Source organism: Streptomyces sp. 2A115 (assembly GCF_052245575.1).
In the GTDB taxonomy this organism is placed as follows: domain Bacteria; phylum Actinomycetota; class Actinomycetes; order Streptomycetales; family Streptomycetaceae; genus Streptomyces.
In genome coordinates, this window is sequence record NZ_JBQQCG010000010.1 from 53,016 (window position 1) to 76,169 (window position 23,154).

At 70.8% G+C, this 23,154-nt stretch carries 15 protein-coding genes and 1 riboswitch; of the genes, 9 read left to right on the forward strand and 6 right to left on the reverse strand.

The window, feature by feature from the left end:
• Nucleotides 1–392: 392 nt before the first annotated feature.
• Together ACTWQR_RS11625 and ACTWQR_RS11630 are read left to right on the forward strand one after the other, a co-directional pair.
• Nucleotides 393–1,712, forward strand: a complete 1,320-nt coding sequence (locus ACTWQR_RS11625; protein WP_443226905.1) for an ATP-binding protein — start codon at nucleotides 393–395, stop codon at nucleotides 1,710–1,712.
• Between the two features lie 161 nt (nucleotides 1,713–1,873).
• Complete coding sequence (locus ACTWQR_RS11630; RefSeq protein ID WP_443227023.1) at nucleotides 1,874–2,602, forward strand: LuxR C-terminal-related transcriptional regulator; 729 nt, start codon at nucleotides 1,874–1,876, stop codon at nucleotides 2,600–2,602.
• A gap of 473 nt (nucleotides 2,603–3,075) precedes the next feature.
• On the opposite strand, the gene ACTWQR_RS11635 is transcribed toward ACTWQR_RS11630, so the two are convergent.
• Complete coding sequence (locus ACTWQR_RS11635; protein ID WP_443226906.1) at nucleotides 3,076–4,155, reverse strand: NlpC/P60 family protein; 1,080 nt, start codon at nucleotides 4,153–4,155, stop codon at nucleotides 3,076–3,078.
• A 502-nt stretch (nucleotides 4,156–4,657) separates the two neighbouring features.
• On the opposite strand from ACTWQR_RS11635, the gene ACTWQR_RS11640 reads away from it, so the two are divergent.
• Nucleotides 4,658–5,011, forward strand: coding sequence for a hypothetical protein (locus ACTWQR_RS11640; RefSeq protein WP_443226907.1), 354 nt, complete (start codon nucleotides 4,658–4,660; stop codon nucleotides 5,009–5,011).
• Nucleotides 5,012–5,234: 223 nt separating this feature from the next.
• On the opposite strand, the gene ACTWQR_RS11645 is transcribed toward ACTWQR_RS11640, so the two are convergent.
• On the reverse strand, nucleotides 5,235–6,413 hold the full coding sequence (locus ACTWQR_RS11645; RefSeq protein WP_443226908.1) for an NlpC/P60 family protein: 1,179 nt from the start codon (nucleotides 6,411–6,413) through the stop codon (nucleotides 5,235–5,237).
• Between the two features lie 7 nt (nucleotides 6,414–6,420).
• Nucleotides 6,421–6,591, reverse strand: a riboswitch (cyclic di-AMP (ydaO/yuaA leader).
• Nucleotides 6,592–6,919: 328 nt separating this feature from the next.
• On the opposite strand from ACTWQR_RS11645, the gene ACTWQR_RS11650 reads away from it, so the two are divergent.
• Both ACTWQR_RS11650 and pcrA read left to right on the forward strand, forming a co-directional pair.
• Nucleotides 6,920–7,387 (forward strand): hypothetical protein, encoded by a 468-nt coding sequence (locus tag ACTWQR_RS11650; RefSeq protein WP_443226909.1) that lies wholly within the window; start codon nucleotides 6,920–6,922, stop codon nucleotides 7,385–7,387.
• A 145-nt stretch (nucleotides 7,388–7,532) separates the two neighbouring features.
• Entirely contained in the window at nucleotides 7,533–9,995 is a 2,463-nt protein-coding gene (gene pcrA, locus ACTWQR_RS11655) for a DNA helicase PcrA (protein WP_443226910.1), read from the forward strand.
• A 110-nt stretch (nucleotides 9,996–10,105) separates the two neighbouring features.
• Here pcrA and ACTWQR_RS11660 read toward each other — a convergent pair whose 3' ends face one another.
• Nucleotides 10,106–11,980: a M23 family metallopeptidase gene (locus tag ACTWQR_RS11660; protein WP_443226911.1), complete on the reverse strand. Its 1,875-nt coding sequence runs from the start codon at nucleotides 11,978–11,980 to the stop codon at nucleotides 10,106–10,108.
• 199 nt (nucleotides 11,981–12,179) lie between these two features.
• A complete protein-coding gene (locus tag ACTWQR_RS11665; protein ID WP_443226912.1) occupies nucleotides 12,180–13,091 on the reverse strand; it encodes an esterase/lipase family protein in 912 nt (303 codons plus the stop codon).
• 569 nt (nucleotides 13,092–13,660) lie between these two features.
• Between ACTWQR_RS11665 and ACTWQR_RS11670 the strand changes: the two genes are divergently transcribed.
• On the forward strand, nucleotides 13,661–14,077 hold the full coding sequence (locus ACTWQR_RS11670; protein WP_443226913.1) for a cobalamin B12-binding domain-containing protein: 417 nt from the start codon (nucleotides 13,661–13,663) through the stop codon (nucleotides 14,075–14,077).
• Nucleotides 14,078–14,469: 392 nt separating this feature from the next.
• Here ACTWQR_RS11670 and ACTWQR_RS11675 read toward each other — a convergent pair whose 3' ends face one another.
• Together ACTWQR_RS11675 and ACTWQR_RS11680 are read right to left on the reverse strand one after the other, a co-directional pair.
• On the reverse strand, nucleotides 14,470–16,107 hold the full coding sequence (locus ACTWQR_RS11675; protein WP_443226914.1) for a DUF5691 domain-containing protein: 1,638 nt from the start codon (nucleotides 16,105–16,107) through the stop codon (nucleotides 14,470–14,472).
• Nucleotides 16,108–16,180: 73 nt separating this feature from the next.
• Nucleotides 16,181–17,533: an SWIM zinc finger family protein gene (locus ACTWQR_RS11680; protein WP_443226915.1), complete on the reverse strand. Its 1,353-nt coding sequence runs from the start codon at nucleotides 17,531–17,533 to the stop codon at nucleotides 16,181–16,183.
• Between the two features lie 134 nt (nucleotides 17,534–17,667).
• Here ACTWQR_RS11680 and ACTWQR_RS11685 point away from each other — a divergent pair, with 134 nt between their 5' ends.
• The 3 genes from ACTWQR_RS11685 to ACTWQR_RS11695 are packed head-to-tail and all read left to right on the forward strand — an operon-like array spanning nucleotide 17,668 to nucleotide 22,906.
• Complete coding sequence (locus tag ACTWQR_RS11685) at nucleotides 17,668–18,870, forward strand: ATP-binding protein (protein WP_443226916.1); 1,203 nt, start codon at nucleotides 17,668–17,670, stop codon at nucleotides 18,868–18,870.
• Between the two features lie 50 nt (nucleotides 18,871–18,920).
• Entirely contained in the window at nucleotides 18,921–21,611 is a 2,691-nt protein-coding gene (locus ACTWQR_RS11690) for a DUF5682 family protein (protein ID WP_443227024.1), read from the forward strand.
• Nucleotides 21,608–22,906 carry a VWA domain-containing protein gene (locus ACTWQR_RS11695; RefSeq protein ID WP_443226917.1) on the forward strand — a complete coding sequence of 433 codons (1,299 nt, stop codon included), beginning with the start codon at nucleotides 21,608–21,610 and terminating at the stop codon, nucleotides 22,904–22,906. The genes ACTWQR_RS11690 and ACTWQR_RS11695 overlap by 4 nt, the downstream gene beginning before the upstream one ends.
• The last annotated feature ends 248 nt before the right edge of the window (nucleotides 22,907–23,154 follow it).

A 23,154-nucleotide genomic window follows, 5' to 3' on the forward strand; every position in this document is an offset into this window, starting at 1 on the left:
CGACGGCCCGTTGGGAGTCGGAACGACCCTGGCCGAACCCTGAAATCGACCCCGAGGTGCGTGGAGGGGGAGGGAGGGGGCTCGGTGGAGGTTGAGGTGCAGGGCGGAGGCGAAGGGGGAAAAGGGGGATGAGGGGACCAGCTGACCGGCGGATGGCACGGCTGTTCGGCGGCTGTCACGGCTGTCCGGCGGATCAGGTCGGTGTCGCGAGATAGCGGGGCATCAGCCGGTTCTGCGGGGTTGCCGGCGGGGTCGGTTCTGCGGCGATGGGGCCGGCGGCCTCCTCCGCTGGTCTCCCCCTCGGCCTCCTCCGCTGGCCTCCGCCGGCCAGGGCCTGGATCCGCGAAGCGCCACGGCTTCGAAGATCAGGGGAGTCTCGGGGGTCGACCCTGATGCCCGGGCACGGCCGACGTGTGAATATCGATGGCATGCCGGAAGCCGCAACTCTGACCGTCGAGGACCCGCGGCCGCCGCGCAAGCTCTACCGCAGCAGTGACGGACGCTGGTTCGGTGGTGTGGCGCGGGGGCTCGCCGGGCACCTCGGGCTGCCCGTGATCTGGGTGCGGCTGGTCTTCGTCGGTCTGTTCATGGCCGAGGGACTGGGTGCGTTGTTGTACGCGGCGTTCTGGTTCTTCGTCCCGCTCGGCGTCGGCGGCGTGGACGCCGAGCGGCCCCCGGCCCTGGCCACCGAGACCGCCCCCGACGGCCGGCGCAGACTCGTCGCCCGCAAGCCCGACAAGGGCCAGATCGTCGCGCTCCTCGCCATGGTCGTGATGGCCATGGTCTTCGTCGGCAGTGTGAACCTGAGCGGCGGGGCCAAGGCCTATCTCTGGCCCACCGTCCTCGTCGGCGCGGGCGTCGCCCTGGTCTGGCGCCAGGCGGACAACGCGCGGCGGGCCCGCTGGATGGAGGTGGGCCGCCGCCGGCGCACGCTCACGCTGCTCCGTTCCGCGGCCGGCGTCCTGCTCGTCACCGCTGGCGTCTCCGGGATATTCGTCCTGCAGGGTTCCGCCGCCCACCTCGGCTCGGTCCTCCAGGCCGCGTTGGCGGTCCTCGTCGGCATAGCGCTGCTCGCCGGCCCCTATCTCGTCCGCATGACCCAGGACCTCTCCGAGGAGCGCCTGATGCGTATCCGCGCTCAGGAGCGGGCGGAGGTCGCCGCGCACGTCCACGACTCGGTGCTGCACACCCTGACCCTGATACAGCGCAACGCGGAGAACGCGAGCGAGGTAAGACGCCTCGCCCGCGCCCAGGAGCGCGACCTGCGCAACTGGCTCTACAAACCGGAGGGCACCGGCAAGGACGAAGCGGACGAGCCCGACACCCTGGCCGAGGCGGTCCGGCGCAGCGCGGCGGAGGTCGAGGACAAGCACGGCGTCCCCATCGAGGTCGTCGTCGTCGGCGACTGCCCGCTCGACGACAGAATCGGAGCGCAGATGCAGGCCGCGAGGGAAGCGATGGTGAACGCGGCCAAGTACGGTGGCGAGGGCGGCGCGGTGCAGGTCTACGCCGAGGTCGAGGGGAGAACCGTCTTCGTGTCGGTCCGGGACCGTGGTCCTGGGTTCGACCTGGATTCGATACCCGCCGACCGCATGGGCGTCAGAGAATCGATCATCGGCCGCATGGAGCGCAACGGCGGTACGGCCCGGCTGCGCGCAGTGCCGGACGGCGGCACGGAGGTCGAGCTGGAGATGGAGAGGGCGGAGACATGAGCGACGCGAACGAGCCGACCGGGGCGGTCGAGCCGAGCGGCGGCGCGACCGGCGCGGGCGCGATGGCGGCGGGCGCGGCCAACGGCCCCGCCACGCCGACCGGTCCGGCCGGAGCCGACGCGCCGTCGCAGGCCGCCGCGTCCAACGACCCGGCGGGCACGATCAACGATCCGGCTGGCGCGAACAACGACCCGGCGGGCACGAGCGATCCGGCGGGCGCCGGGCCCGGGCGGCATGTGCGGGTGGTCCTCGTCGACGACCACCGCATGTTCCGTACGGGGGTTCAGGCGGAGATCGGGCAGACAGAGCGGACCGGTGTCGAGGTGGTCGGCGAAGCCGCGGACGTCGACCAGGCGGTCACGGTCATCACGGCGACACGGCCTGAGGTCGTCCTCCTCGACGTGCATCTTCCGGGCGGCGGCGGGGTCGAAGTCCTGCGCCGCTGCGCCCCGTTGATGGCCGACGCCGAGCAGCCCGTACGGTTCCTGGCGCTGTCCGTGTCGGACGCCGCCGAGGACGTCATCGGCGTGATCCGGGGCGGCGCCCGGGGGTACGTGACCAAGACGATCACCGGTACGGACCTCGTGGACTCGGTCTTCCGCGTCCAGGACGGCGACGCAGTCTTCTCTCCCCGCCTGGCCGGATTCGTCCTCGACGCCTTCGCCTCGACGGATGCCCCGCCGGTGGACGAGGACCTGGACCGCCTCACCCAGCGCGAGCGCGAGGTGCTGCGACTCATCGCCCGGGGGTATGCATACAAGGAGATCGCCAAGCAGCTCTTCATCTCCGTCAAGACGGTCGAGTCCCATGTCTCGGCGGTGCTGCGGAAGTTGCAGCTGTCGAACCGGCACGAGCTGACACGGTGGGCGACGGCGAGGCGACTGGTCTGACTGCTGACTGCTGACTGGTAGCTGGTCACGGTCCGGGCGGCCGCGTGGTGTCGGCGGGGCGCGGTCGGGCGCGTTCGGTCGGGCCCGTTCAAGCGGTCGGTTCAGGCTGCAGCGTTCAGTTGGGATTTACGGCCACCGCCTTGGAGAACGTGTAGTGGAACGTACCGTCCTCGGCCGCCGGGTAGTGCAGGTGCGCGACGCCGCGGGCCCGGTCCGTGGGCGTCATGATGCCCGCGGCCAGGGCGTCGTCCCGTGCGGACCGATCATGGTGATGAATGTGGTGCGGGTGAAGCCATCGACCACGTTCGGAGAAGGAGAAGGCCAAGGTGAAGGCGGAGGTGCAGGTGAAGACGGAGGTGGCGGGAGCCTGGGGAACTTCACCGACACCGACACCGACCTCGCCGGTGCCGCGCTGACGCGGGGCATCTACGCGAGGTGAGCTGAGAAGGGCGACGGAACCTTCACCACCCCGTTCACGCCACGCGCGTAGCCCCCGCGAACGGCATCTCGTCGATCGGTGCCAACCGCACCGGCGCCGACGGATTGGGGGCGTGGATCATCTGCCCGTTGCCCACATACAGCCCCACATGGCTGATGCCCGAGTAGAAGAACACCAGGTCACCGGGCCGGATTTCGGACCGCGAGACGCGCTGTCCCGCATTGATCTGCGAGTACGTCGTGCGGGGCAGCGAGATCCCCGCGGAGCGGTACGCGGCCTGCATCAGCCCCGAGCAGTCGAAGGCGTCGGGGCCGGTGGCGCCCCACACGTACGGGCTGCCGAGCTTCTCGTATGCGTACGCGATCGCCGCCCCGGCACGGGAGTTGGGAGCGTCGGCGGAGGAGCCGCCCGGACCCGAACCCAGGTCACGCGGGACGGAAGTGGAGCGTGAGGCACGCGCGGCGTCCGCGGTGTGCGCGTCGTCCGCACCGATCCGCGCCCGCTCCTCGTCCGGCAGCCGGGACAGTAGCTGCCGCGCCTCGCCCAGCTTCCCGGTGACCGTCTTCTTGTGCCGCTTCAGCTGCGCCTGTTGCGCCTTGAGGGAGGCCAGTTCGACATGCGCGGCCCCGCGCAACTGCTCGATCTCGCGGAGCTGCCCACGTACGCGCGACACCGTCGAGGCCTGTCGGCTGTCGGCCCGCTCGGCGAACGCGGCCCCGTCCAGGTACTGGTTGGGATCCGAGGAGAGCATGAGCCGCAGCGCGGGGTCGATCCCGCCGTCCCGGTACTGCGCGGTGGCCAGCGAACCGAGTGCGTCCCGCTCGGAGTTGAGCCTTTCCGTCTTGCGCGCGGCCTCGTCCCGCAGGGTGCTCAGCCGGCCCTCTGCCTTCGTGGCCTTCTCCTTCGCCCCGTTGTACTTCTCGGTGGCGACCTCCGCCTCCTGGTACAACTTGTCGATCTTCGCCTTGACCTGAGCCGACGTCAGCTCCGGCTCCGCGTGCCCGGTCCCGTCGAAACCGGTCGCGCTCGCCGCGCCGGCGAGCGCGACCGTGAAGGCTGTGCGGGCCGTATTTCCGCCGCCTGAGCGCTGTCTCGGCTTGCGGTGCGCTGCCACGTGGGCCCACGTCCTTTCCTGAAGCCCGAAGGGGACTTCCGTACGGTCGTCGAGGCGTTGGTACGTCCCCGGCGGCGGTCCTCGATGGGTCGGGTACGCGTCCGGCGGCGGCCCGCACAGGGGGAGCGGGCCGCCGCCGGACCTTCCTCGGCGGTGGTGTCCGACGGCCGCCCCTGGCCCGGGCGGCGGTGGGGAGCCGGTCACCTGGTGAAGGACGCTAAACCTGGGAGCGCGACCGGGGTAACGGCAAGTACGGAAGTGGTGGGACTCGGGCGCGAGATGACCGTATGCGACCGTGATCCAGATCTGGCGCCGCCGACTTGGCGTGGTGGAGTGACCGATGCGGGGGTTGTGGGGGAGCGGGGAGCCCGGCGGTGCTATGGGCGCTACCGGACCGCCGGACCGCCGGACCGCCGGACCGCCGGACCGCCGGGCCACCGGGGCCCACGGGCCCAGGGGCGGTGCGGGGCCGTATTCGGGCGCCCGGTTAGGGTCCGGGCTCATGGACGTACTCATTCATGTCTTCGTCGCCCTCCACATCATCGGCATCGCCGCCCTCCTCGGCGGCTTCCTCACCCAGATGAAGGCGATGGGCGACGGCACGGCCCGTTTCGGCCCCGCCATGCTCCACGGCGCGCTGACCATGCTGGTCACCGGCGCGATCCTGGTCGGCCTCAACCAGGCAGACGACCAGACCGTCAACAACGTCAAGATCGGCGTGAAGCTGGCACTGCTGATAGTGATCCTCGGGCTCGTGTACGTGAAGCGGGACGAGGAGCAGGTGGAGAAGAGGCTGTTCGGGGTGGTGGGCGGACTGACCACCGCGAACATCTTCATCGCGGTGCTCTGGACCTGAGCGGAGGCATCGGCGAGACGGAAAGCACACGGATACGGGGGGAAGCACACGCGCGTACGCCGATGGATGCGGGAGGCACTCGCGCGTACGCCGATAGATACGGGCAGCAGATACGGGCAGCACGCGCGCGTACCCCTCTAAGAAGGCGTACGCGCGCGTGCGCCACCTGTGCCCTACGAAAACCCCTCCACTGCCTTAAGAAAACCCTCCACGCACGCGCGCCTCACGCAGGCCGCACCACGCTGTGGATCGGCATGTAGTAGATCGACTCCTCGCGGACGTACGCCCCCGGCTTCGGCGCGTGGATCATCATGCCGTCGCCGATGTAGATGCCGACGTGGCTGATGTCGTCGTAGAAGAAGACGAGGTCGCCGGGCTGTGCGCTGTTCACCGAGACCGTCGTGCCGACGTTGACCTGGTCCCAGGTGGTGCGCGGGAGCGTGACGCCCGCGGCCTTCCAGGCGGCCTGGGTGAGGCCCGAGCAGTCGTAGGAGCCGGGGCCGCTCGCGCCCCACACGTACGGCTTGCCGATCTGGTCGCGGGCGAAGGCGAGCGCCTTGTCGGCCTTGGCGGTGTACGAGGTGGAGTCGGTCCCCGAGGTGCTCCCCGTGCCCGTGGACGTCCCCGCCCCCGTACCCGTCGAGGTTCCCGTGTCCTGCTGGGCCTGCGCGGCCGCCTCCTGGCGTTGCCGCTCCTCCTCGGCCGCCTGCTGCCGCGCCAACTCCGCAGCCTTGCGCTGCGCCTCCTCCTGCTTCTCGCGCTCGATCGCCGCGAGCCGTGCCTTCTCCTCGACGGTCAGCTTCGAAAGCAGTTCGCGCGCCTCGGCGAGCTTCCGCTGGACGTCCGCCTTGGACGTCTTGAGCGTGCTCTGCGTCGTGGTGAGCGCCTGGAGGCTCTCGGACGCCTCCTGCCGCTTCTCCGTCGTAGCGGCCTGCTGCGTCACGTAGTCGTCGACGGCCTGCTTCTGGCGGCTGGTCAGCCGACTCATCAGCTGGGTCTGGTCGAAGTAGTCCTGCGGGTTGTCCGCGAGGAGGAGGGAAGCGGTGTCGGGGGCGGAGGCTCCCGTGCGGTACTGCGCGGCGGCGAACGTACCGAGTTCCTCGCGCGCCTCGTTGAGCTTCTCCGTGCGCTGGGCCACGTCGTCCAGGAGGGTGTCCACGCGCTTGCGCTGCTTGGTGGTCTTCTCCTTGGCTCCGTTGTACTTCTCGGTCGCCGTCTCAGCCTTCTGGTAGAGGTCGTCGACCTTCTTCTGGACTTCCTCCAGGCTCGGCTTGGGCTCCGCGGCCGGCGAGGCGTTCGCCGTCTGGGAGAGGAGAGCCACGGAGGTGAGGGCCGCGGTGGCGAGAGCCGGGGTCCTCATGCCCATGGGACTGGGCGGCCGCGTCTTGCGGTGTGGCGCCACGAAGGCGACTCCTTCCGTCATCCGCCTACCGAGTTAGCTGTCGGGTTCGGGCGAGTGCTTCGGAAGGTTTGCCCTACGGTCCTCCTCCCGGACGGGAGTTGGACCGATTCACCCCAAGGTCGGTGGGTCCCCGGTTCCGTCGGCCACGAGGGCGTACCGGATTCGGCGGAGGCCGCTCGGCCCGGCGATGTTCGCCGGTGGGGGTCGGGCGGCCTACTCCGCAAGTTAGCCAATTCGTGTGGCTCTTGTGAAGTTTGATGTTCGATATGCCCGATACGTTTTCGTGACCTTAGCCTCGCACATCGCTCTCCGGGGTCAATCCGGAATGATTTGTGGTGAGTTGTTCGGAGTTACGGAGTCCGCCCGCTTCCGGCCACTAGGGTCGGCGCCGGCCCGGGACGGCCCGGCCCGGGACGGCCGGCGCCGACCGCGGACGACAGGGGGCACAGATGGCATACAGGGCGAATGCGGCACGCAGGGCGCACGTGGAACGCAGGGCACACAAAGTGCGTACAGGGCGACTCTTCCTCGCCTCGGCCACCGGGGTCGCCCTCGCCGTCACGGCGGGAGTCGCCCCCGCGAGTTCCGCGACCGCGAGTTCCGCGGCTTCTGAGAGTTCTGCGAGCTCCACAAACGGCTCCGCCGCGAAGCCGACCGGCCGCGTCTGGCGTGTCGATCCCCGCACCGGGAAGATCCTCGGCTGGAAGGGCGGTTTCGGGTCGATCACCGGGATCGCCGTCAACGGCAAGGGTGACCTGTACGTCAGCGAGCTCTTCGCCGGCCGTGTGGTCAAGGTCGCGCACGACGGCGGCAAGCGCACGAGCGTGAAGGCACCGTTCCCGGGCGGCGTGGCCGTGGATCCGTACGACGGGAAGGTGTACGTCTCGGCCTGGTCCATCGCGGACCGTAACGGCACGGTGATGGAGGGCAAGAAGACGCCTGGCGGCCGGCTCTGGAAGATCCTCGGGTTCTGAGGGCTCGAGTTCAGGCTCGGGTTCAGGGCTCGGATGATGGAGGTCTTGGCTGCCGGCAGCCATCTTCTGGTGGCCGAGTGCGAATTCCGTCGAGTTTCCAGGGTGGCGGCGGGGTGTCAGTGGGGGCGCCTAGACTCGGAGAGCGATGAGCAGCCTCTTTGATGACAGCTTCCTGGCGGACCTCAAGCCCTCTCGGGCCCACGAGGAAGAGCCCCCGCCGCCGCCCGAGGACGAGGCGCCGGAGCCGGTTCCGGACGACCTGTTCGGCGGCCGCTTCGACGTGCCGCCGAGCAGGGACGGGTACTACCGCGACGGCGCCCACCGGCCCGCCGTGGACCCGGCCGCGCTCCTTGACGGGCTGAACGAGAACCAGCGTGCGGCGGTCGTGCACCACGGCTCGCCCCTGCTCATCGTGGCCGGCGCCGGCTCCGGTAAGACCCGTGTGCTCACGCATCGGATCGCCCATCTGCTGGGCGAGCGCAAGGTGCACCCGGGCGAGATCCTCGCGATCACCTTCACGAACAAGGCCGCGGGCGAGATGAAGGAGCGCGTCGAGCACCTCGTCGGCCCGCGCGCCAACGCGATGTGGGTGATGACCTTCCACAGTGCGTGCGTCCGCATCCTGCGCAGAGAGTCGAAGAAGCTCGGCTTCACGTCGTCGTTCTCGATCTACGACGCCGCCGACAGCAAGCGCCTCATGGCCTTGGTCTGCCGTGATCTGGACCTCGACCCCAAGCGCTTCCCGCCCAAGTCGTTCAGCGCCAAGATCTCGAACCTGAAGAACGAGCTGATCGACGAGGAGGACTTCGCGGGCCAGGCCGCCGACGGCTTCGAGAAGACCCTCGCCCAGGCCTACGCGATGTACCAGTCACGGCTGCGCGAGGCGAACGCGCTCGACTTCGACGACCTGATCATGACGACGGTCAACCTGTTCCGTGCCTTCCCGGACGTCGCCGAGCACTACCGCCGCCGCTTCCGCCACGTACTGGTCGACGAGTACCAGGACACGAACCACGCCCAGTACGCGCTCGTACGGGAGCTGGTGGGCCCCTCCGGCGAGGACCAGGACCCGGGCGAGCTGTGCGTCGTGGGCGACGCCGACCAGTCCATCTACGCGTTCCGCGGCGCGACCATCCGCAACATCCTCCAGTTCGAGGAGGACTACCCGGACGCGAAGACGATCCTCCTGGAGCAGAACTACCGTTCCACCCAGACGATCCTCACCGCCGCCAACGCGGTCATCGAGCGTAACGAGAGCCGCCGCCCCAAGAACCTGTGGACCAACGCGGGCGCCGGCTCCCAGATCACCGGCTACGTGGCCGACACGGAGCACGACGAGGCCCAGTTCATCGCCGACGAGATCGACCGGCTCACGGACGCGGGCGAGGCCAAGGCGGGCGACGTCGCCGTCTTCTACCGGACGAACGCGCAGTCCCGTGTCTTCGAAGAGGTCTTCATCCGCGTCGGCCTGCCCTACAAGGTCGTCGGCGGCGTCCGCTTCTACGAGCGCAAGGAAGTCCGGGACGTCCTGGCGTACCTTCGCGTGCTCGCGAACCCCGAGGACTCCGTACCGCTGCGCCGCATCCTGAACGTGCCCAAGCGAGGAATCGGCGACCGCGCCGAGGCGATGATCGACGCGCTCTCCCAGCGCGAGAAGATCAGCTTCCCGCAGGCGCTGCGCCGCGTCGACGAGGCGTACGGCATGGCGGCCCGCTCGACCAACGCCGTCAAGCGGTTCAACACGCTGATGGAGGATCTGCGGACCGTCGTCGAGTCGGGCGCCGGCCCGGCGACCGTTCTGGAGGCGATCCTCGAACGCACCGGCTACCTGGCCGAGTTGCAGGCCTCGACCGACCCGCAGGACGAGACCCGCATCGAGAACCTCCAGGAACTCGCCGCCGTGGCCCTGGAGTTCGAGCAGGAGGCCGGTGAGGGCGAGGCGGCGGGCGGGCTCTCCGCCTTCCTGGAGCGGGTCGCGCTCGTCGCCGACTCCGACCAGATCCCGGACGAGGACGAGGACGGGTCCGGCGTCATAACGCTGATGACCCTCCACACCGCCAAGGGCCTCGAGTTCCCCGTGGTGTTCCTGACCGGCATGGAGGACGGCGTCTTCCCGCACATGCGCGCACTCGGCCAGACCAAGGAGCTGGAGGAGGAGCGGCGGCTCGCGTACGTCGGCATCACGCGCGCGCGTGAGCGGCTGTATCTGACGCGGTCCTCGATGCGCAGTGCCTGGGGCCAGCCCTCGTACAACCCGCCGTCCCGCTTCCTTGAGGAGATCCCGGACACGCATCTGGAGTGGAAGCGGACGGGGTCCATGGGGCCGGTGTCCTCCGGTCCCGCCGCCGGTGTGGCGGCCTCCCTGTCCTCCTCCCGCTCGCGCTCGGCGGCCTCGGGTGCCTCCGGCTTCGCGACGCGCCGCGGCGGCGCGACCGAGAAGCCGGTGGTGGCGCTGGCGGTGGGGGACCGGGTCACCCACGACCAGTTCGGCCTGGGCACGGTGGTCGGAGTGAAGGGCACGGGGGCGAACGCGGAGGCGACTGTCGACTTCGGTGAGGAGAAGCCGAAGCGGTTGCTGCTGCGGTACGCGCCGGTGGAGAAGCTGTAGGACGAGCTGGGTAGAACCAGCCACCGTTCTGGCCGATACGGGGGTCTGGGGGCGGACCCTCAGATACTCCAGCTCCAGCAGAGGGTTCGCTTAACCAGCAGAGGGTTCGCTTAAGTCGGGTCCAAGCCGTGGCTCCGCAGCCACGGGAGCGGGTCGATCGCCGAGCCGCCGCCCGGGCGTACCTCGAAGTGGAGGTGCGGACCCGTGGAGTTGCCGGAGTTGCCGGAGAAAGCGATCGGGTCCCCGGCCTTCACAACGGCGCCGGAGGAGACCTTGTAGCTGGCGAGGTGGCAGTACCAGGTCTCCGTGCCGTCCTTGGCGGTCACGATGACCATGTTGCCGTACGCGCTGTTCCACTGCGTGCGGACGGTCCCGTCGGTCGCGGCCATCACCGTCGTGCCGTACGAGACGGGGAAGTCGATGCCGGTGTGCACGGACATCCAGTTGATGCCGGCCTGTCCGTAGTAGGCGCTGAGCCCCTTCTGCGCGACCGGCAGCGCGAACTTCGGACGCAGCCGCTCCTTGCGGGCCGCCTCCTCCGCAGCCTTCCGCTTCTCGGCGACCTGCTGGGCCTTCAAGTCGATACGTTCCTGGGTCCGGCTGGCCCGGTCGGCGAAGTCGACCGCGTCCGCGGAGAGGTTCTCGAGCTGGGTGTCCAGCTTGTTGTTCACCGCCGACGGCTTCACCGCGGTCGCGTCGGGCGCGGAAGCCGTCGTCTCCCTGATGTCGTCCCCGCTCCCGCCGGTCACCGTCGCGGCGGCGATCCCGGCCACGCCCATCACACACGCCGAGGGCACGGCGACCGTCAGCAGCGCGGAACGCTTGGGCGGAGGGCGACGGCGGGAACGAGAGGCGGAACGGTTGGCCGCGCGGCCCGCCGAGCGGGAGGCAGGTGCGGCGACGGGATTGATCTCCTCGACGTCTTCGAGGAGCGAGGGCTCGTCATGACCGTGGGCACCGGCGCGATGACCGGTGCCCACGTTGTCGATGCCGTCGGAGGGGGTGAACTCACCCTCCACGGAGGCCTGTTCGTCGTAGCCGACCTGCTCGAAGATGGCGGTGGCCTGCTGCTCGTACGACTCGTGCTGCTCGTACGACTCGTGCTGGTCGTAGGACTGATGCTGGTCATACGACTCGTGCGTGGCCTGATGCTCGGTCTGCGCGTGATCGTGCCCGTGCCCCTGATCCTGCCCGTGGCCCGGCGCCTGCTCATGTACCTGGGCGTGGTGGGTCTGGTCGCCGCCGTCCGAGTTCCACGCCGTAGCGTCGTGCGCGCCCGTGTCGAAGGCCGGCGCGGTCCACTGCTGTGTCCCGTCGACCGTATCGGCCTGATGCCAGGCGTTCGCGTCCCACTGGCCGGTGGTGGCGTCGGGGCTTCCGGCCTGCGCCGGAATCTGACCGAGATACTGGTAACCGGCGTCCGGCCAGACGCCGCTCGTGTCATAGCTACCGGTCTCGTACGCCGCGTGGTGCTGGGCCGCGTACGGGTCGTAGTTCAGCGTCTGATGACTGCCGGTCGAACTCCCCCAGTTACCGCTGGGAGGTTCCCCCAACGTGGCGTCGTACGAACCCGTTCCGCCGCCACCGCCGTTGCTTCCGCTTCCGTGTCCGTTGCCGGGGAGATCGCCGAAGAGGGGGTCAGTGTCGAAGTGCGTCGTCGCGTAGGCGCCCGTCGTGCCGTAACTGCCCGTGCCCGTCGTGTCGTACGTGCCGGTGGCACCCTCGCCGAAACCGTTGGCGGAGTAGCCGTCGTACGTGGTGAAGTCGCCGTACTGGACCCCCTGTTGGCCATGGGACGCGTAGTGCGCCGAGGCGGCCTCGGGAGCCGGAGCCGGGGGAGTTACGGTCCCCGACGGGTGACGGTCGTTCACCAACTTCTCTTTCGCCTCGACGACAGGGGCTGGCAGAGCAGTGCGGTGACTGTACCCGGCGGTATGAGGGCGCGACAATCTTCGGCAGGTTTCCCCTTCGCAGGAAACGGGCATTCGGCCGCCTTTCGGCGGAGTGCGGGCACAGCTTTGGCCTGGCGTTCGATGAATGTTCGAGTAATCGGGAGAGTTCGGAGTCGGTGACGTCGGTTCCGGTAGGCCTTCCGGCCAAGCCGCTTCCCTGGACGCCGCTCCGGTTGCGCGGCTTCCGGTTAGGTGCCTCCGCCTATGCGGCTTCCCGTTACGCGACCTCCGGTTACGCCACTGTCAGGCCGCCGGTGCCGGTCTGGGTGGCGGCGCGGGCTCCCGTCTCCTCGGCGTCGAGCGCCTGTCGTATGCCGGTCGCGACGGCCGGGTGCACGGGCAGGGCGAGGTGCCCGACTCCGCTCACCCGCACGTTCTGCGCGAGCAGGTCCGGATGGTCGACGCAGGCCGTCTCCAGCGGGTCCATCAACTGGTCGAGATCGCTCCAGAAGCTCACGAACCGCGTCCGGCAGTGCGGGGCCGGCTGGCACAGCTCCTCGATCACGGTGGAGTCGGGACGCATCTGGCGGACGATCGGATGTGCGTTCAGCAGCGGCATCACCCGGGTGCCCGAGTGCGGCGTGCCCAGCGTGACGAGCGTCCGGACGCGGACGTCACCGCCCAGGCGCTGCACGTAGTACCGCGCGATCAGTCCACCGAGGCTGTGCCCGACGATGTCCACCTCCTGGTGCCCGGTGCGCTCGCAGATCTCCTCTATGTGCCGGCCGAGCAGCTCGGCAGCGGTCCGTATGTCACACGTCAACGGTGAGTAGTTGAGTGACTCGATCTGCTGCCTGCCGTGCTGGGCCAGGGAGCGGCGCAGCAGTACGAACACCGAGCGGTTGTCTATGAAGCCGTGCAGGAGGATGACCGGGGGCTTGGCGGGAGTGGGGAGCCGGGCGGCGTCGGGGGTGTCGTCCGTGCCGGTGTCCTCCACGTCGGTCGGGATCCGCGGCGCGATCGGTGTCGGGCGGCGCTCCGAGGTGATGCCTGAGGGGTAGAGGAGGAGATGGCCCGCGAGGATCGCGATCTCCAGGGCGGTCGCCTTCAGGAGCGTCAGTGAGAGTCCGGCCAGTCTGCTGGGGAGCGGGAGCAGGCGCTCACAGAGTGGAATGAGGGGCAGTACTGCCCTGGTGACCTTCATGGCCGACCTCCCGTCGGCGCACGGGAGGACGGCTCTGTCCCCCGTGTGCCCTCGTGGGGAGCCGCGGGCGAGGAGGGCGACGCGGCACGTGCGGCGTGTGTGACGCCGGTGGAGCGACGAGAGTACCCGTCGTCGTGCGATCGCTGATGCGCCGCACCACCCTCGCCGCGCGGCTGACGGCGCGGAGGTGCGGCGACCTCGTGGCGGTTCCCCTGCGCCCGTCCCGTCTGCGACCCATGTGTCGCAGGGTGTGGGATCGGTGCGCGGCGAACTTGTCCCACTGTGTGATTTCCCCCTCGGTCCGCACCGTGAAACTGCCGGTTGCGGGATGCTGGCGATAACGTTCGTTCACTTCCCCGGCCGGGGAAGTGAGAGGTGGCTGTGCCACTGGGGCATACCTGACGTGGGTGCGGTGGCGGCGAGTCGCCGTCTTGGCCGTCGAGTGCTATCAGTCGGTACAGGTCGATGGGCGACGATCGACGGTGACGGAGACAGTCGCTGTGACCGTTGACGGTCGATGGTCGGTGCAGATCTCTGCAGATCGGTGTAGTCGGTTCATGGAGGCAGTGATGGGTGTGGCAACCGGTCCGATCCGCGTGGTGGTGGCCAAGCCGGGGCTCGACGGTCATGATCGCGGGGCGAAGGTGATCGCGCGGGCGCTGCGGGACGCGGGGATGGAGGTCATCTACACCGGCCTTCACCAGACGCCCGAGCAGATTGTGGACACCGCGATCCAGGAGGACGCCGACGCGATCGGGCTGTCCATCCTCTCCGGCGCCCACAACACGCTCTTCGCCGCCGTGATCGAACTCCTCGAGGAGCGCGACGCGGCCGACATCAAGGTTTTCGGGGGCGGCATCATCCCGGAGGCGGACATCCCGCCTCTGAAGGAGAAGGGTGTCGCCGCGATCTTCACGCCTGGGGCGACGACGGCATCCATCGTGGACTGGGTGCGGGCCAACGTCAGGCAGCCTGCCGGAGCGTAGGGCTCCGCCGGTTGGGCGGGGTCCTGGGGCTCGGGCGGTGTGAGTGCGTGCGGGTTGTGGGGCTGGTCGCGCAGTTCCCCGCGCCCCTGGGTGGGTAGCGGCTTGGTTTGGTTTGTGAACCTCGGGTTGTTTTGGGCCGAGTGCGCCCCGCGCCGGAGTCGTGCGTGTCGCAGCCTCGCGTCCCTGGGCGGGTGGGGGCGGTGGTGTGTGAGGCTGCGGGGTGTCGTGGGCTGAGTGCGCCCACGCGCCGGAGCCCGCACCTGTCACAGGCCCGCGTCCCTGGGTGGGTGGGGCTTGACCGTGACGCAGTACACACAGATCCAGCTCACCCTGCCGCCTCCGCCCCACCTCGCTGTTGAGCTCTGCTCCTGAGGGCGCTTGGCACCCGGCGCTCACGTCTCCGTGAGTTCCCTCTGCATGGTTGCGCGCAGGCGCAGGGTGGTGAGCAGGCGCTGGAAGGACTCGGCCCAGTAGCCTCCGGCGCCGGGTGCCGCGTTCTCGGGCTCGTCCGGGATGGCTGCGAGGGGCTCGAGGCGGACGGCCTCCGAAGGGTCCAGGCAGCGTTCGGCCAGTCCCATGACTCCGCTGAAACTCCATGGATAACTCCCCGCGTCCCGCGCGATGTTGAGGGCGTCCACCACGGCCCGCCCCAAAGGCCCCGCCCAAGGCACCGCGCACACCCCGAGCAGCTGAAACGCCTCGGACAGCCCGTGCACAGCGATGAACCCCGCCACCCACTCGGCCCGCTCCGCGTGCGCCAATGTGCCGAGCAGCTTCGCCCGTTCGGCCAGCGAAACCGCCCCCGGCCCTCCGGCCTCCGGCGCCGCGGGAGAGCCCAGCAGAGCTCTGGACCAGGAAGGATCACGCTGTCGCACCGCCGCCCGGCACCACGCGGCATGCAGCTCGCTCTGCCAGTCGTCCGCCACGGGCAACGCCACGATCTCCTCCGGCGTACGTCCCCCGAGCCGTAGCGACCACGTGCCGAGCGGTGCCGCTTCCACCAGCTGGCCCAGCCACCATGACCGTTCTCCCCGGCCTGCCGGAGCATTGGGCGCCACTCCGTCCCGCTCCATGCCCGGATCGCACGCGTGCGGCGCCTCGACCGCGATGGTCGGTGTGCCGTGCGTATGGTCGACGGCCACGCAGGACCCGGCGCGCTCGGCCATCCGCCCGGCGAGCGCGGAACCGGGCAGCGCGGACAGCAACTCCGCCGCCGTGGCCCGCACGTTCCGGCTCCGGTCGGCCAGCGCACGCTCCAGGAACGGCTCGTCCGTCGCGCACAGCCCCGTCCGCAACGAATCGAGGAACATGAGGCGGTCCTCGGCCCGCTCCGTCGCCCATGTCGTGGCGAGCAGCTCCCGCGCGGCCGCCGCATCCCGCGCGCGGATCGCCGAGAGGAGGGCGACCCGCTCGGCGAACAGCCCCTCCTGCCACAAGATCTGTATACGTCCTGGTTCTTCGGGTCCTGGCAGGGCTGCCCCTCCGCCCGGCGTCGAACGCAGCGCGAACCGCCAGTCCGGGTTCAGCCGCGCCAGCCACAGTGCGCGCGGGCCCGCGAACGCCAGCGCCGCAGGGCGCAGGTCCGTACGCCCCCGGGCCGCGTCCAGGAGGGCGGGCAGCACTTCCGGGGGCGCCGCGAACCCGCGTCTGTTCGCCGTGGTGAGCCACTGCGGCAGCAGCTCCATGAGGTCGGGCGCCGCCCCTCTGCGGCCGCCACCTGTTCCGGGACGGTCGGCGAGCAGCATCGCCAGCCTGCGCGCGGCCGCCGGCGGCAACGCCGGACGGGGATCCCCCGCCGCCGGCTCCACCCGCGCGGCCGCCCGCCCCGGCCGCATCCCGGCCCGCCGCCGTACGGTCTCCACGGCCGCCGCGTCCAGCAACGCACCCGGCGCCTCCCGCCCGGCCGCCATGCCCGGCGGCGTACGCCGCGCGGTGCCGAGCAACGCCGCGGTCACGAGTGCCTCCCAGCGGCTCCCGCCGGACAGATCCGCGGGATCGGACACGTGCGGGGGAGCAGGGGTCCCGTTCATGAGAGTCCCTTCCGTGAGGTGGAGATGGAAATGGAGAGATCGCAGGAACTGAGGGGGCCGGAGGGTGGCGTCGTCAGCACAAGGGCACCGGCTCTCCCGGGCCCTCCGGCCACGCAGTGAGAGGAGTGAAGCCGCGGTGGCCGTACTCTCCGAAGACCGTGACCGGTGTGCCGCCGGAGAGGGCGACCAGGCGCCACAGGCCGGAGCGTGACTGGGCGGCGGGGCTGAGGGGGAGCGCCAAGTCGCCGCCCGAGTCCACCAGTTGCCAGTCGTCGCCGTCCGGGGTCGGTATGACGCGGCCGAGCGTCACCGGGTGGGAGTCCAGCCAGGGGTCGTCCCGGAGGGCTTCGCCGTACCGGGCCGCCGCCTCGGCCACGCTCACCCCCGGCGGACGGAGCGTCGCGGGCGCCGGAGGCGTGAACTGCTCGCCCAGCGCGACCCGTAGCCGGCCGCCCGGATACACGGACACTTCCGCGTCGAGGGACAGCCCGACGGGCAGCGCCAGTTCGGGTGCGCGGCCGGCCGCCCCGTACGACAGCAGCTGGACGGTGCGGTCCGACTCCGCCCCGTACAACCAGATGCGACGGGTCGTGAGGTGGCTGTCCGTCGTGTCGTACTGGGCGAGGACCAGCCAATGGTCGCGCACTGGCGGGCCGTCCGCCGAACCGGGCAGCCCGATCCGCGAACGGACCGTCGCGGCCAGGCCGTCCGGCAGCCGCTCGCGGCGCAGCCAGCCCTGGTCGAGGAGGTGGAGCAGCGCGCACTCCTCCAGCAGCCGCACCGGCCAGCCGGGACCGGACGCCGGGATCGCCCCCAACTCCCGTACGCGCGCGGCCAGTCCCGGTGCCTGCGCGTCGACCATCCGGGCCGCCGTCTCCTCCCACAGCCCGTACCCCGCCTGCTCCGCCGTGGCCAGTCCGCCCCGCAGCAGATCGGTCAGCCGCTGCTCCAGCTCCGCCGCCCCCGCGGTGATCCGCTCGGCCCGCCGCTCCGCCCTGCGCCGCGCCGCCTCCGGATCACCCGACGACGACGCTCCGGACGCCGCACCCGCCGTCCGCTTCTCCTCCGCCTGCCGCCTTCTCCCCTCTATCCACTCTCCCGCCCAGTCCGGCGCCTGCCCCCGCGGCACCGTGCCTTCCCCGCCCGCCCAGAGCAGCAGCAGCCCCAGCGCGTGCTTGCACGGGAACTTGCGACTCGGACAACTGCACTTGTACGCGGGCCCGGTGGAGTCCGCGATGTCGATGACCGTCTGATACGGCTTGCTGCCACTGCCCCTGCACAGTCCCCACACCGTCCCCTCGTCAGTACTGCCCGCCTCCGACCACGGCCCGGCCGCGCCGAGTTTGCTTCCCGCTTTGCGCGACGCGGCGTCAGGCGCCAGTGCCAGCACCTGATCCGCAGTCCAGCGCACCCCCTGCTGAGTCATGTCATCGAAGGTAGATCCCACCACTGACAATCGACCGCTGCGAGATCGTTTGCGCAGGTCAGAGCCGATTGTCAGTGGCGTAGTGCACGGTGGAACCAGATCCGAACCGGCCAAGCCGCAAGGGGGACCGCTCCATGTCCGTGTCCGTCGACCAGACGTCCGTCGACCCGAGCCAGCACCAGCCCACGCCCGCGAACGGGGACGCGGGCGTGGGTCCGTCCGCGGGCATGCCCGCGCAGGCGTCCGCGCGAGAAGCAGGCGAGGAGTTGCGGCCGCACGCCGAGGACGCGTTCGCCGCCGAGCTGGCGGCGCTGGCCGCCCAGGACGACCGCCCGCGTCCGGCCCGCTGGCGGATGTCGCCGTGGGCCGTCGCGACCTACCTGCTCGGCGGCTCACTGCCGGACGGCACGGTGATCACACCGAAGTACGTGGGGCCCCGGCGCATCGTCGAGGTCGCCGTCACCACCCTCGCCACCGACCGAGCACTGCTCCTGCTCGGCGTGCCCGGCACGGCGAAGACATGGGTGTCCGAGCACCTGGCCGCGGCGGTCAGCGGCGACTCGACCCTGCTCGTGCAGGGCACGGCCGGCACACCGGAGGAGGCGATCCGGTACGGCTGGAACTACGCGCAGCTGCTCGCGCACGGGCCGAGCCGCGACGCCCTCGTCCCGAGCCCCGTCATGCGCGCCATGGCAGACGGCATGACGGCCCGTGTCGAGGAGCTGACCCGCATCCCCGCCGACGTGCAGGACACGCTCATCACGATCCTGTCGGAAAAGACCCTGCCGATACCGGAGCTGGGGTCGGAGGTACAGGCCGTACGGGGCTTCAACCTGATCGCGACCGCCAACGACCGCGACCGCGGGGTGAACGACCTGTCCAGCGCCCTGCGCCGCCGTTTCAACACGGTGGTCCTGCCGCTGCCGGAGAGCGCCGACGCCGAGGTCGACATCGTCTCGCGCCGGGTCGACCAGATCGGCCGTTCCCTCGACCTGCCCGCCGCGCCCGACGGTATGGACGAGATCCGCCGCGTCGTCACCGTCTTCCGCGAGTTGCGCGACGGAATCACCGCCGACGGCCGTACGAAGCTGAAGTCGCCCAGCGGCACGCTCTCCACGGCGGAGGCGATCTCCGTCGTCACCAACGGGCTCGCCCTGGCCGCCCACTTCGGGGACGGCGTCCTGCGCGCGGGCGACGTCGCCGCGGGCATCCTCGGCGCCGTCGTCCGCGACCCGGCGGCCGACCGCGTCATCTGGCAGGAGTACCTGGAGGCGGTCGTCCGCGAACGCGACGGCTGGAAGGACTTCTACCGGGCCTGCCGGGAGGTGAGCGCGTGAACGACCGCGATGGGGCCACGGAGACCTATGGGGTGGGGGAGGTGAACCGGATGGCAGGGCCGCTGCTGCTCGGGGTGCGGCACCACGGGCCCGGCTCGGCGCGGGCCGTGCGGGCCGCCCTCCAGGCGGCGCGTCCCCGCGTGGTGCTCGTCGAGGGGCCGCCGGAGGCCGACGCGCTGATCGCGTTGGCCGCCGACGAGGAGATGCGGCCGCCCGTCGCGCTCCTCGCGCACGTCGTGGACGAGCCGGGGCGGTCGGCGTTCTGGCCGCTGGCCGAGTTCTCACCGGAGTGGGTGGCCATCCGGTGGGCCCTGGAGCACGAGGTGCCGGCCCGCTTCATCGACCTTCCGGCCACGCACACGTTGGCGTGGGGACGGGAGGAGGAAGAAGCGGAGGGCCAGGGGGAGGGGCATGCGGCGGAGGAGGGACAGCCGGGCGGATTCCCGGCCGCGTCCGAGGAGGCAATCCGCATCGACCCGCTCGCCGTGCTCGCCGAGACCGCCGGATACGACGACCCCGAGCGTTGGTGGGAGGACGTGATCGAGCACCGGGGGGCGCGGAGCGGGGACGCGTTCGGGCCGTTCGAGGTGCTGGGCGAGGCGATGGGGGCGCTGCGGGAGGTGTACGGGACCGGGGGACACGAGCGGGATCTCGTGCGGGAGGCGTATATGCGGCTCCAGGTGCGCTCGGCACAGCGGGAGTTCGGGGACGACGTGGCCGTGGTGTGCGGAGCCTGGCACGTGCCCGCGCTGCGGCAGAAGACGACCGTCGCCGCCGACCGGGCGCTGCTCAAGGGACTGCCCAAGGCGAAGGCCGACATGACGTGGGTGCCCTGGACGCACCGGCGGCTCTCGCGGATGAGCGGCTATGGCGCGGGGATCGACTCGCCGGGCTGGTACGGGCACTTGTTCAGCGCCGCCGACCGTCCGATCGAGCGCTGGATGACGAAGGTGGCCGGGCTCCTGCGGGACGAGGACCGGCTCGTCTCGTCCGCGCATGTCATCGAGGCGGTAAGGCTCGCCGACACGCTCGCCGCGATGCGGGGCCGGCCGTTGCCGGGCCTGACCGAGACCACCGATGCCGTACGGGCCGTGATGTGCGAGGGCTCGGACGTGCCGCTCGCGCTCGTGCGCGACCGGCTCGTCGTCGGTGACGTGCTGGGCGAGGTGCCCGCGTCGGCGCCCGCGGTGCCTCTGCAGCGCGACCTCGCCCGGATCCAGCGACGGCTGCGGCTCAAACCGGAGGCGTTGGAGCGGGAGCTGGAGCTCGACCTGCGCAAGGAGAACGACGCCGAGCGCAGCAGGCTCCTGCACCGGCTGCGGCTCCTCGGCATCGAGTGGGGCGAGGCGGTCACGTCGCGCGGCAGCACCGGTACGTTCCGGGAGACCTGGCGGCTGCGCTGGGAGCCGGAGCTGGCGGTGCGGGTCGCCGAGGCCGGGGTGTGGGGCACGACCGTGCCGGCCGCCGCGACCGCGAAGACCGAGGCGGACGCGGTCGGTGCGCGTGCCCTGGCCGACGTCACCGCACTCGCCGAACGCTGCCTTCTCGCCGAGCTCCCGGACGCCCTCCCGGTGGTGATGCGGATCCTCGCCGACCGCGCCGCCCTGGACACCGACGTCGGTCACCTCGCCCAGGCCCTGCCCGCTCTGGTCCGCTCCCTGCGCTACGGCGACGTACGAGGCACGGGCACGCACGCGCTGGCCGAGGTCGCCGCGGGTCTCGCCGAGCGTGTCTTCGTCGGCCTGCCCCCGGCCTGCGCCGCGCTGGACGCGGAGGCCGCGGAGGAGATGCGGGGACACGTCGATGCGGTTCATGGGGCGGTGGGGCTGCTGGGGGAGGGGGAAGCGGAGGACTCCGCGGGGGCCGACTCGGGGTCGCGTCCTGGGGCTGCGTCGGGGACTGCCCTGGGGCGTGTTGCTGGGCCAGGCTGCGGGGACGGCGCTGAGTCGGGCTCCGGGGGCGACGCTGTGCCGGGCTCCGGGGAGGGTACTGGGCCCAGGGTTGGCGCTAAAGGTGATCACGGGACTGACGCCGCGTCTGGTTCCGGGGCTGACGTCGCGTCCGGGCCCGGGGCCGGCGCCGAGTCGGTTCCCGGGACTTGCGCCGGGAGCGGCTCCGGGCCCGACGCCGGCCCTCGTTCCGGCATACGCGCCCGTTGGCACACCGTGCTGCGTACGCTCTGCGCTCGGGACATGATTCCTGGCGTCATACGGGGGCGGGCCGTCCGGTTGCTGCTGGACGACGGGGAGTTGGCGCAGGACGAGGCCGCGCGGCTCATGGGGCTCGTGTTGTCGCCGGGTACGGCGCCGGGGGACGCGGCGGCCTGGATCGAGGGGTTCGTCGGCGGGGGCTCCGGGGGCGGGATGCTGCTCGTGCACGACGAGCGGCTGCTCGGGCTGGTCGACGCGTGGCTGACCGGGGTGCCGGGAGACGCGTTCACCGATGTGCTGCCGTTGCTGCGACGCACCTTCTCGGCGTACGAGCCCGGCGTGCGCCGCACCCTCGGCGAACTGATCCGGCGCGGACCGGCAACAGGCGGGAGGAGCGTCGCGGCGACCGCCTCCGGGATACCCGGCTTCGCCCCCGACATCGACCCCGAACGCGCGGATGCCGTACTGCCCGTGGTGCGCCTGCTGCTGGGGCTGGACGGAACCGAGGGCGCCGACCGTGCCGGCGCCACAGCCAGCGCCGACGCCGACGCCGACGCCGAAGACAACGACCTTGTGGGGGTGATCCGATGAGCACGGGAGCGACTGACCGGGCCGACGCGGCCGAAGGTGCTGTCCCGACCGAACGTGCTGTCCCGACCGAACGTGCTGTCCCGACCGAACACGCGGTCCTGACCGATCACCCCGACGCCACCGACCGGGCCGACGCCCTCGACGAACGGTTGCGGCGCTGGCGGCTCGTGCTCGGTGGGGAGGAGGCGGACGGTACCGGGTGTTCCCTCGCCGGGCGGGATGCCGCGATGGACGGGGCGCTCAGTGCCCTGTACGGGAAGGGGGGCAAGGCGCGGGCAGGGAGGGAGCGTTCGGCGGGGCTCGGGGCGTCAGCGCCGTCCGTCGCCCGGTGGCTGGGGGACATCCGGACGTACTTTCCGTCCTCCGTCGTCCAGGTCATGCAGCGGGACGCGATCGACCGGCTCGGCCTGTCCACGCTGCTGCTGGAGCCGGAGATGCTGGAGGCGGTGGAGGCCGACGTCCACCTGGTCGGCACCTTGCTGTCGCTGAACAAGGCCATGCCCGAGACGACCAAGGAGACGGCACGGGCCGTCGTACGCAAAGTGGTCGAGGACCTGGAGAAGCGGCTCGCGACGCGGACCAGGGCCACGCTCACCGGCGCCCTCGACCGCAGTGCCCGTATCAACCGGCCGCGCCACCACGACATCGACTGGAACCGCACGATCGCGGCCAATCTCAAGCACTACCTTCCCGAGTACCGGACGATCGTGCCCGAGCGGCTCATCGGCTACGGACGCGCGTCGCAGTCGGTGAAGAAGGAGGTCGTCCTCTGCATCGACCAGTCGGGCTCGATGGCGGCGTCCGTCGTCTACGCGTCCGTGTTCGGCGCGGTGCTGTCCTCGATGCGGTCCATCAACACCAGGCTCGTCGTCTTCGACACGGCCGTCGTCGACCTCACCGACCAGCTCGACGACCCGGTCGATGTCCTCTTCGGCACGCAGCTCGGCGGTGGCACGGACATCAACAGGGCGCTCGCGTACTGCCAGTCGCAGATAACGCGCCCCGCGGACACCGTGGTCGTGCTCATCAGCGATCTCTACGAAGGGGGCATCCGGAACGAGATGCTGAAGAGGGTCGCGGCGATGAAGGCGTCGGGGGTGCAGTTCGTGACGTTGCTCGCGCTGTCCGACGAGGGGACTCCCGCGTACGACCGTGAACACGCGGCGGCGCTCGCGGCGTTGGGCGCGCCCGCCTTCGCCTGTACGCCCGACCTCTTCCCGGAGGTGATGGCGGCGGCGATCGAGAAGCGCCCGCTGCCGATACCGGACACGGACATCGGGAGCCCTACTCGGTGAGGCGGTGCAGCGGTCAAGCAGTAAAGGCTCGGTAAGGCGGTGCAGCCGTCAGGTGCTAACAGTCGGTCAGGTGCTAACAGTCGGTCAGGCGGTAACAGTTAGTCAGGCGGTAGCAGTAAGGCGGTAAAGGGGCATGTGGCGCTCGGACATGGAAAACGGGACATGAGTATCCATCGGTAACAGGGGACTTGCGCAACCGCGGGAGTCCCGTGCGAGGATCGGCGGGACTTCAGGGGCGCGCGGCGTTT

What these genes read in the sequence shown, in the direction of transcription:
- ACTWQR_RS11625 (WP_443226905.1), top strand. Translation starts at nt 393, where the DNA reads ATGCCCGGGCACGGCCGACGTGTGAATATCGATGGCATGCCGGAAGCC.
- ACTWQR_RS11640 (WP_443226907.1), top strand. Translation starts at nt 4,658, where the DNA reads ATGGACGTACTCATTCATGTCTTCGTCGCCCTCCACATCATCGGCATC.
- pcrA (WP_443226910.1), top strand. Translation starts at nt 7,533, where the DNA reads ATGAGCAGCCTCTTTGATGACAGCTTCCTGGCGGACCTCAAGCCCTCT.
- ACTWQR_RS11660 (WP_443226911.1), bottom strand. Translation starts at nt 11,980, where the DNA reads ATGCCCGTTTCCTGCGAAGGGGAAACCTGCCGAAGATTGTCGCGCCCT.
- ACTWQR_RS11665 (WP_443226912.1), bottom strand. Translation starts at nt 13,091, where the DNA reads ATGAAGGTCACCAGGGCAGTACTGCCCCTCATTCCACTCTGTGAGCGC.
- ACTWQR_RS11670 (WP_443226913.1), top strand. Translation starts at nt 13,661, where the DNA reads ATGGGTGTGGCAACCGGTCCGATCCGCGTGGTGGTGGCCAAGCCGGGG.
- ACTWQR_RS11675 (WP_443226914.1), bottom strand. Translation starts at nt 16,107, where the DNA reads ATGAACGGGACCCCTGCTCCCCCGCACGTGTCCGATCCCGCGGATCTG.
- ACTWQR_RS11680 (WP_443226915.1), bottom strand. Translation starts at nt 17,533, where the DNA reads ATGACTCAGCAGGGGGTGCGCTGGACTGCGGATCAGGTGCTGGCACTG.
- ACTWQR_RS11685 (WP_443226916.1), top strand. Translation starts at nt 17,668, where the DNA reads ATGTCCGTGTCCGTCGACCAGACGTCCGTCGACCCGAGCCAGCACCAG.
- ACTWQR_RS11690 (WP_443227024.1), top strand. Translation starts at nt 18,921, where the DNA reads ATGGCAGGGCCGCTGCTGCTCGGGGTGCGGCACCACGGGCCCGGCTCG.
- ACTWQR_RS11695 (WP_443226917.1), top strand. Translation starts at nt 21,608, where the DNA reads ATGAGCACGGGAGCGACTGACCGGGCCGACGCGGCCGAAGGTGCTGTC.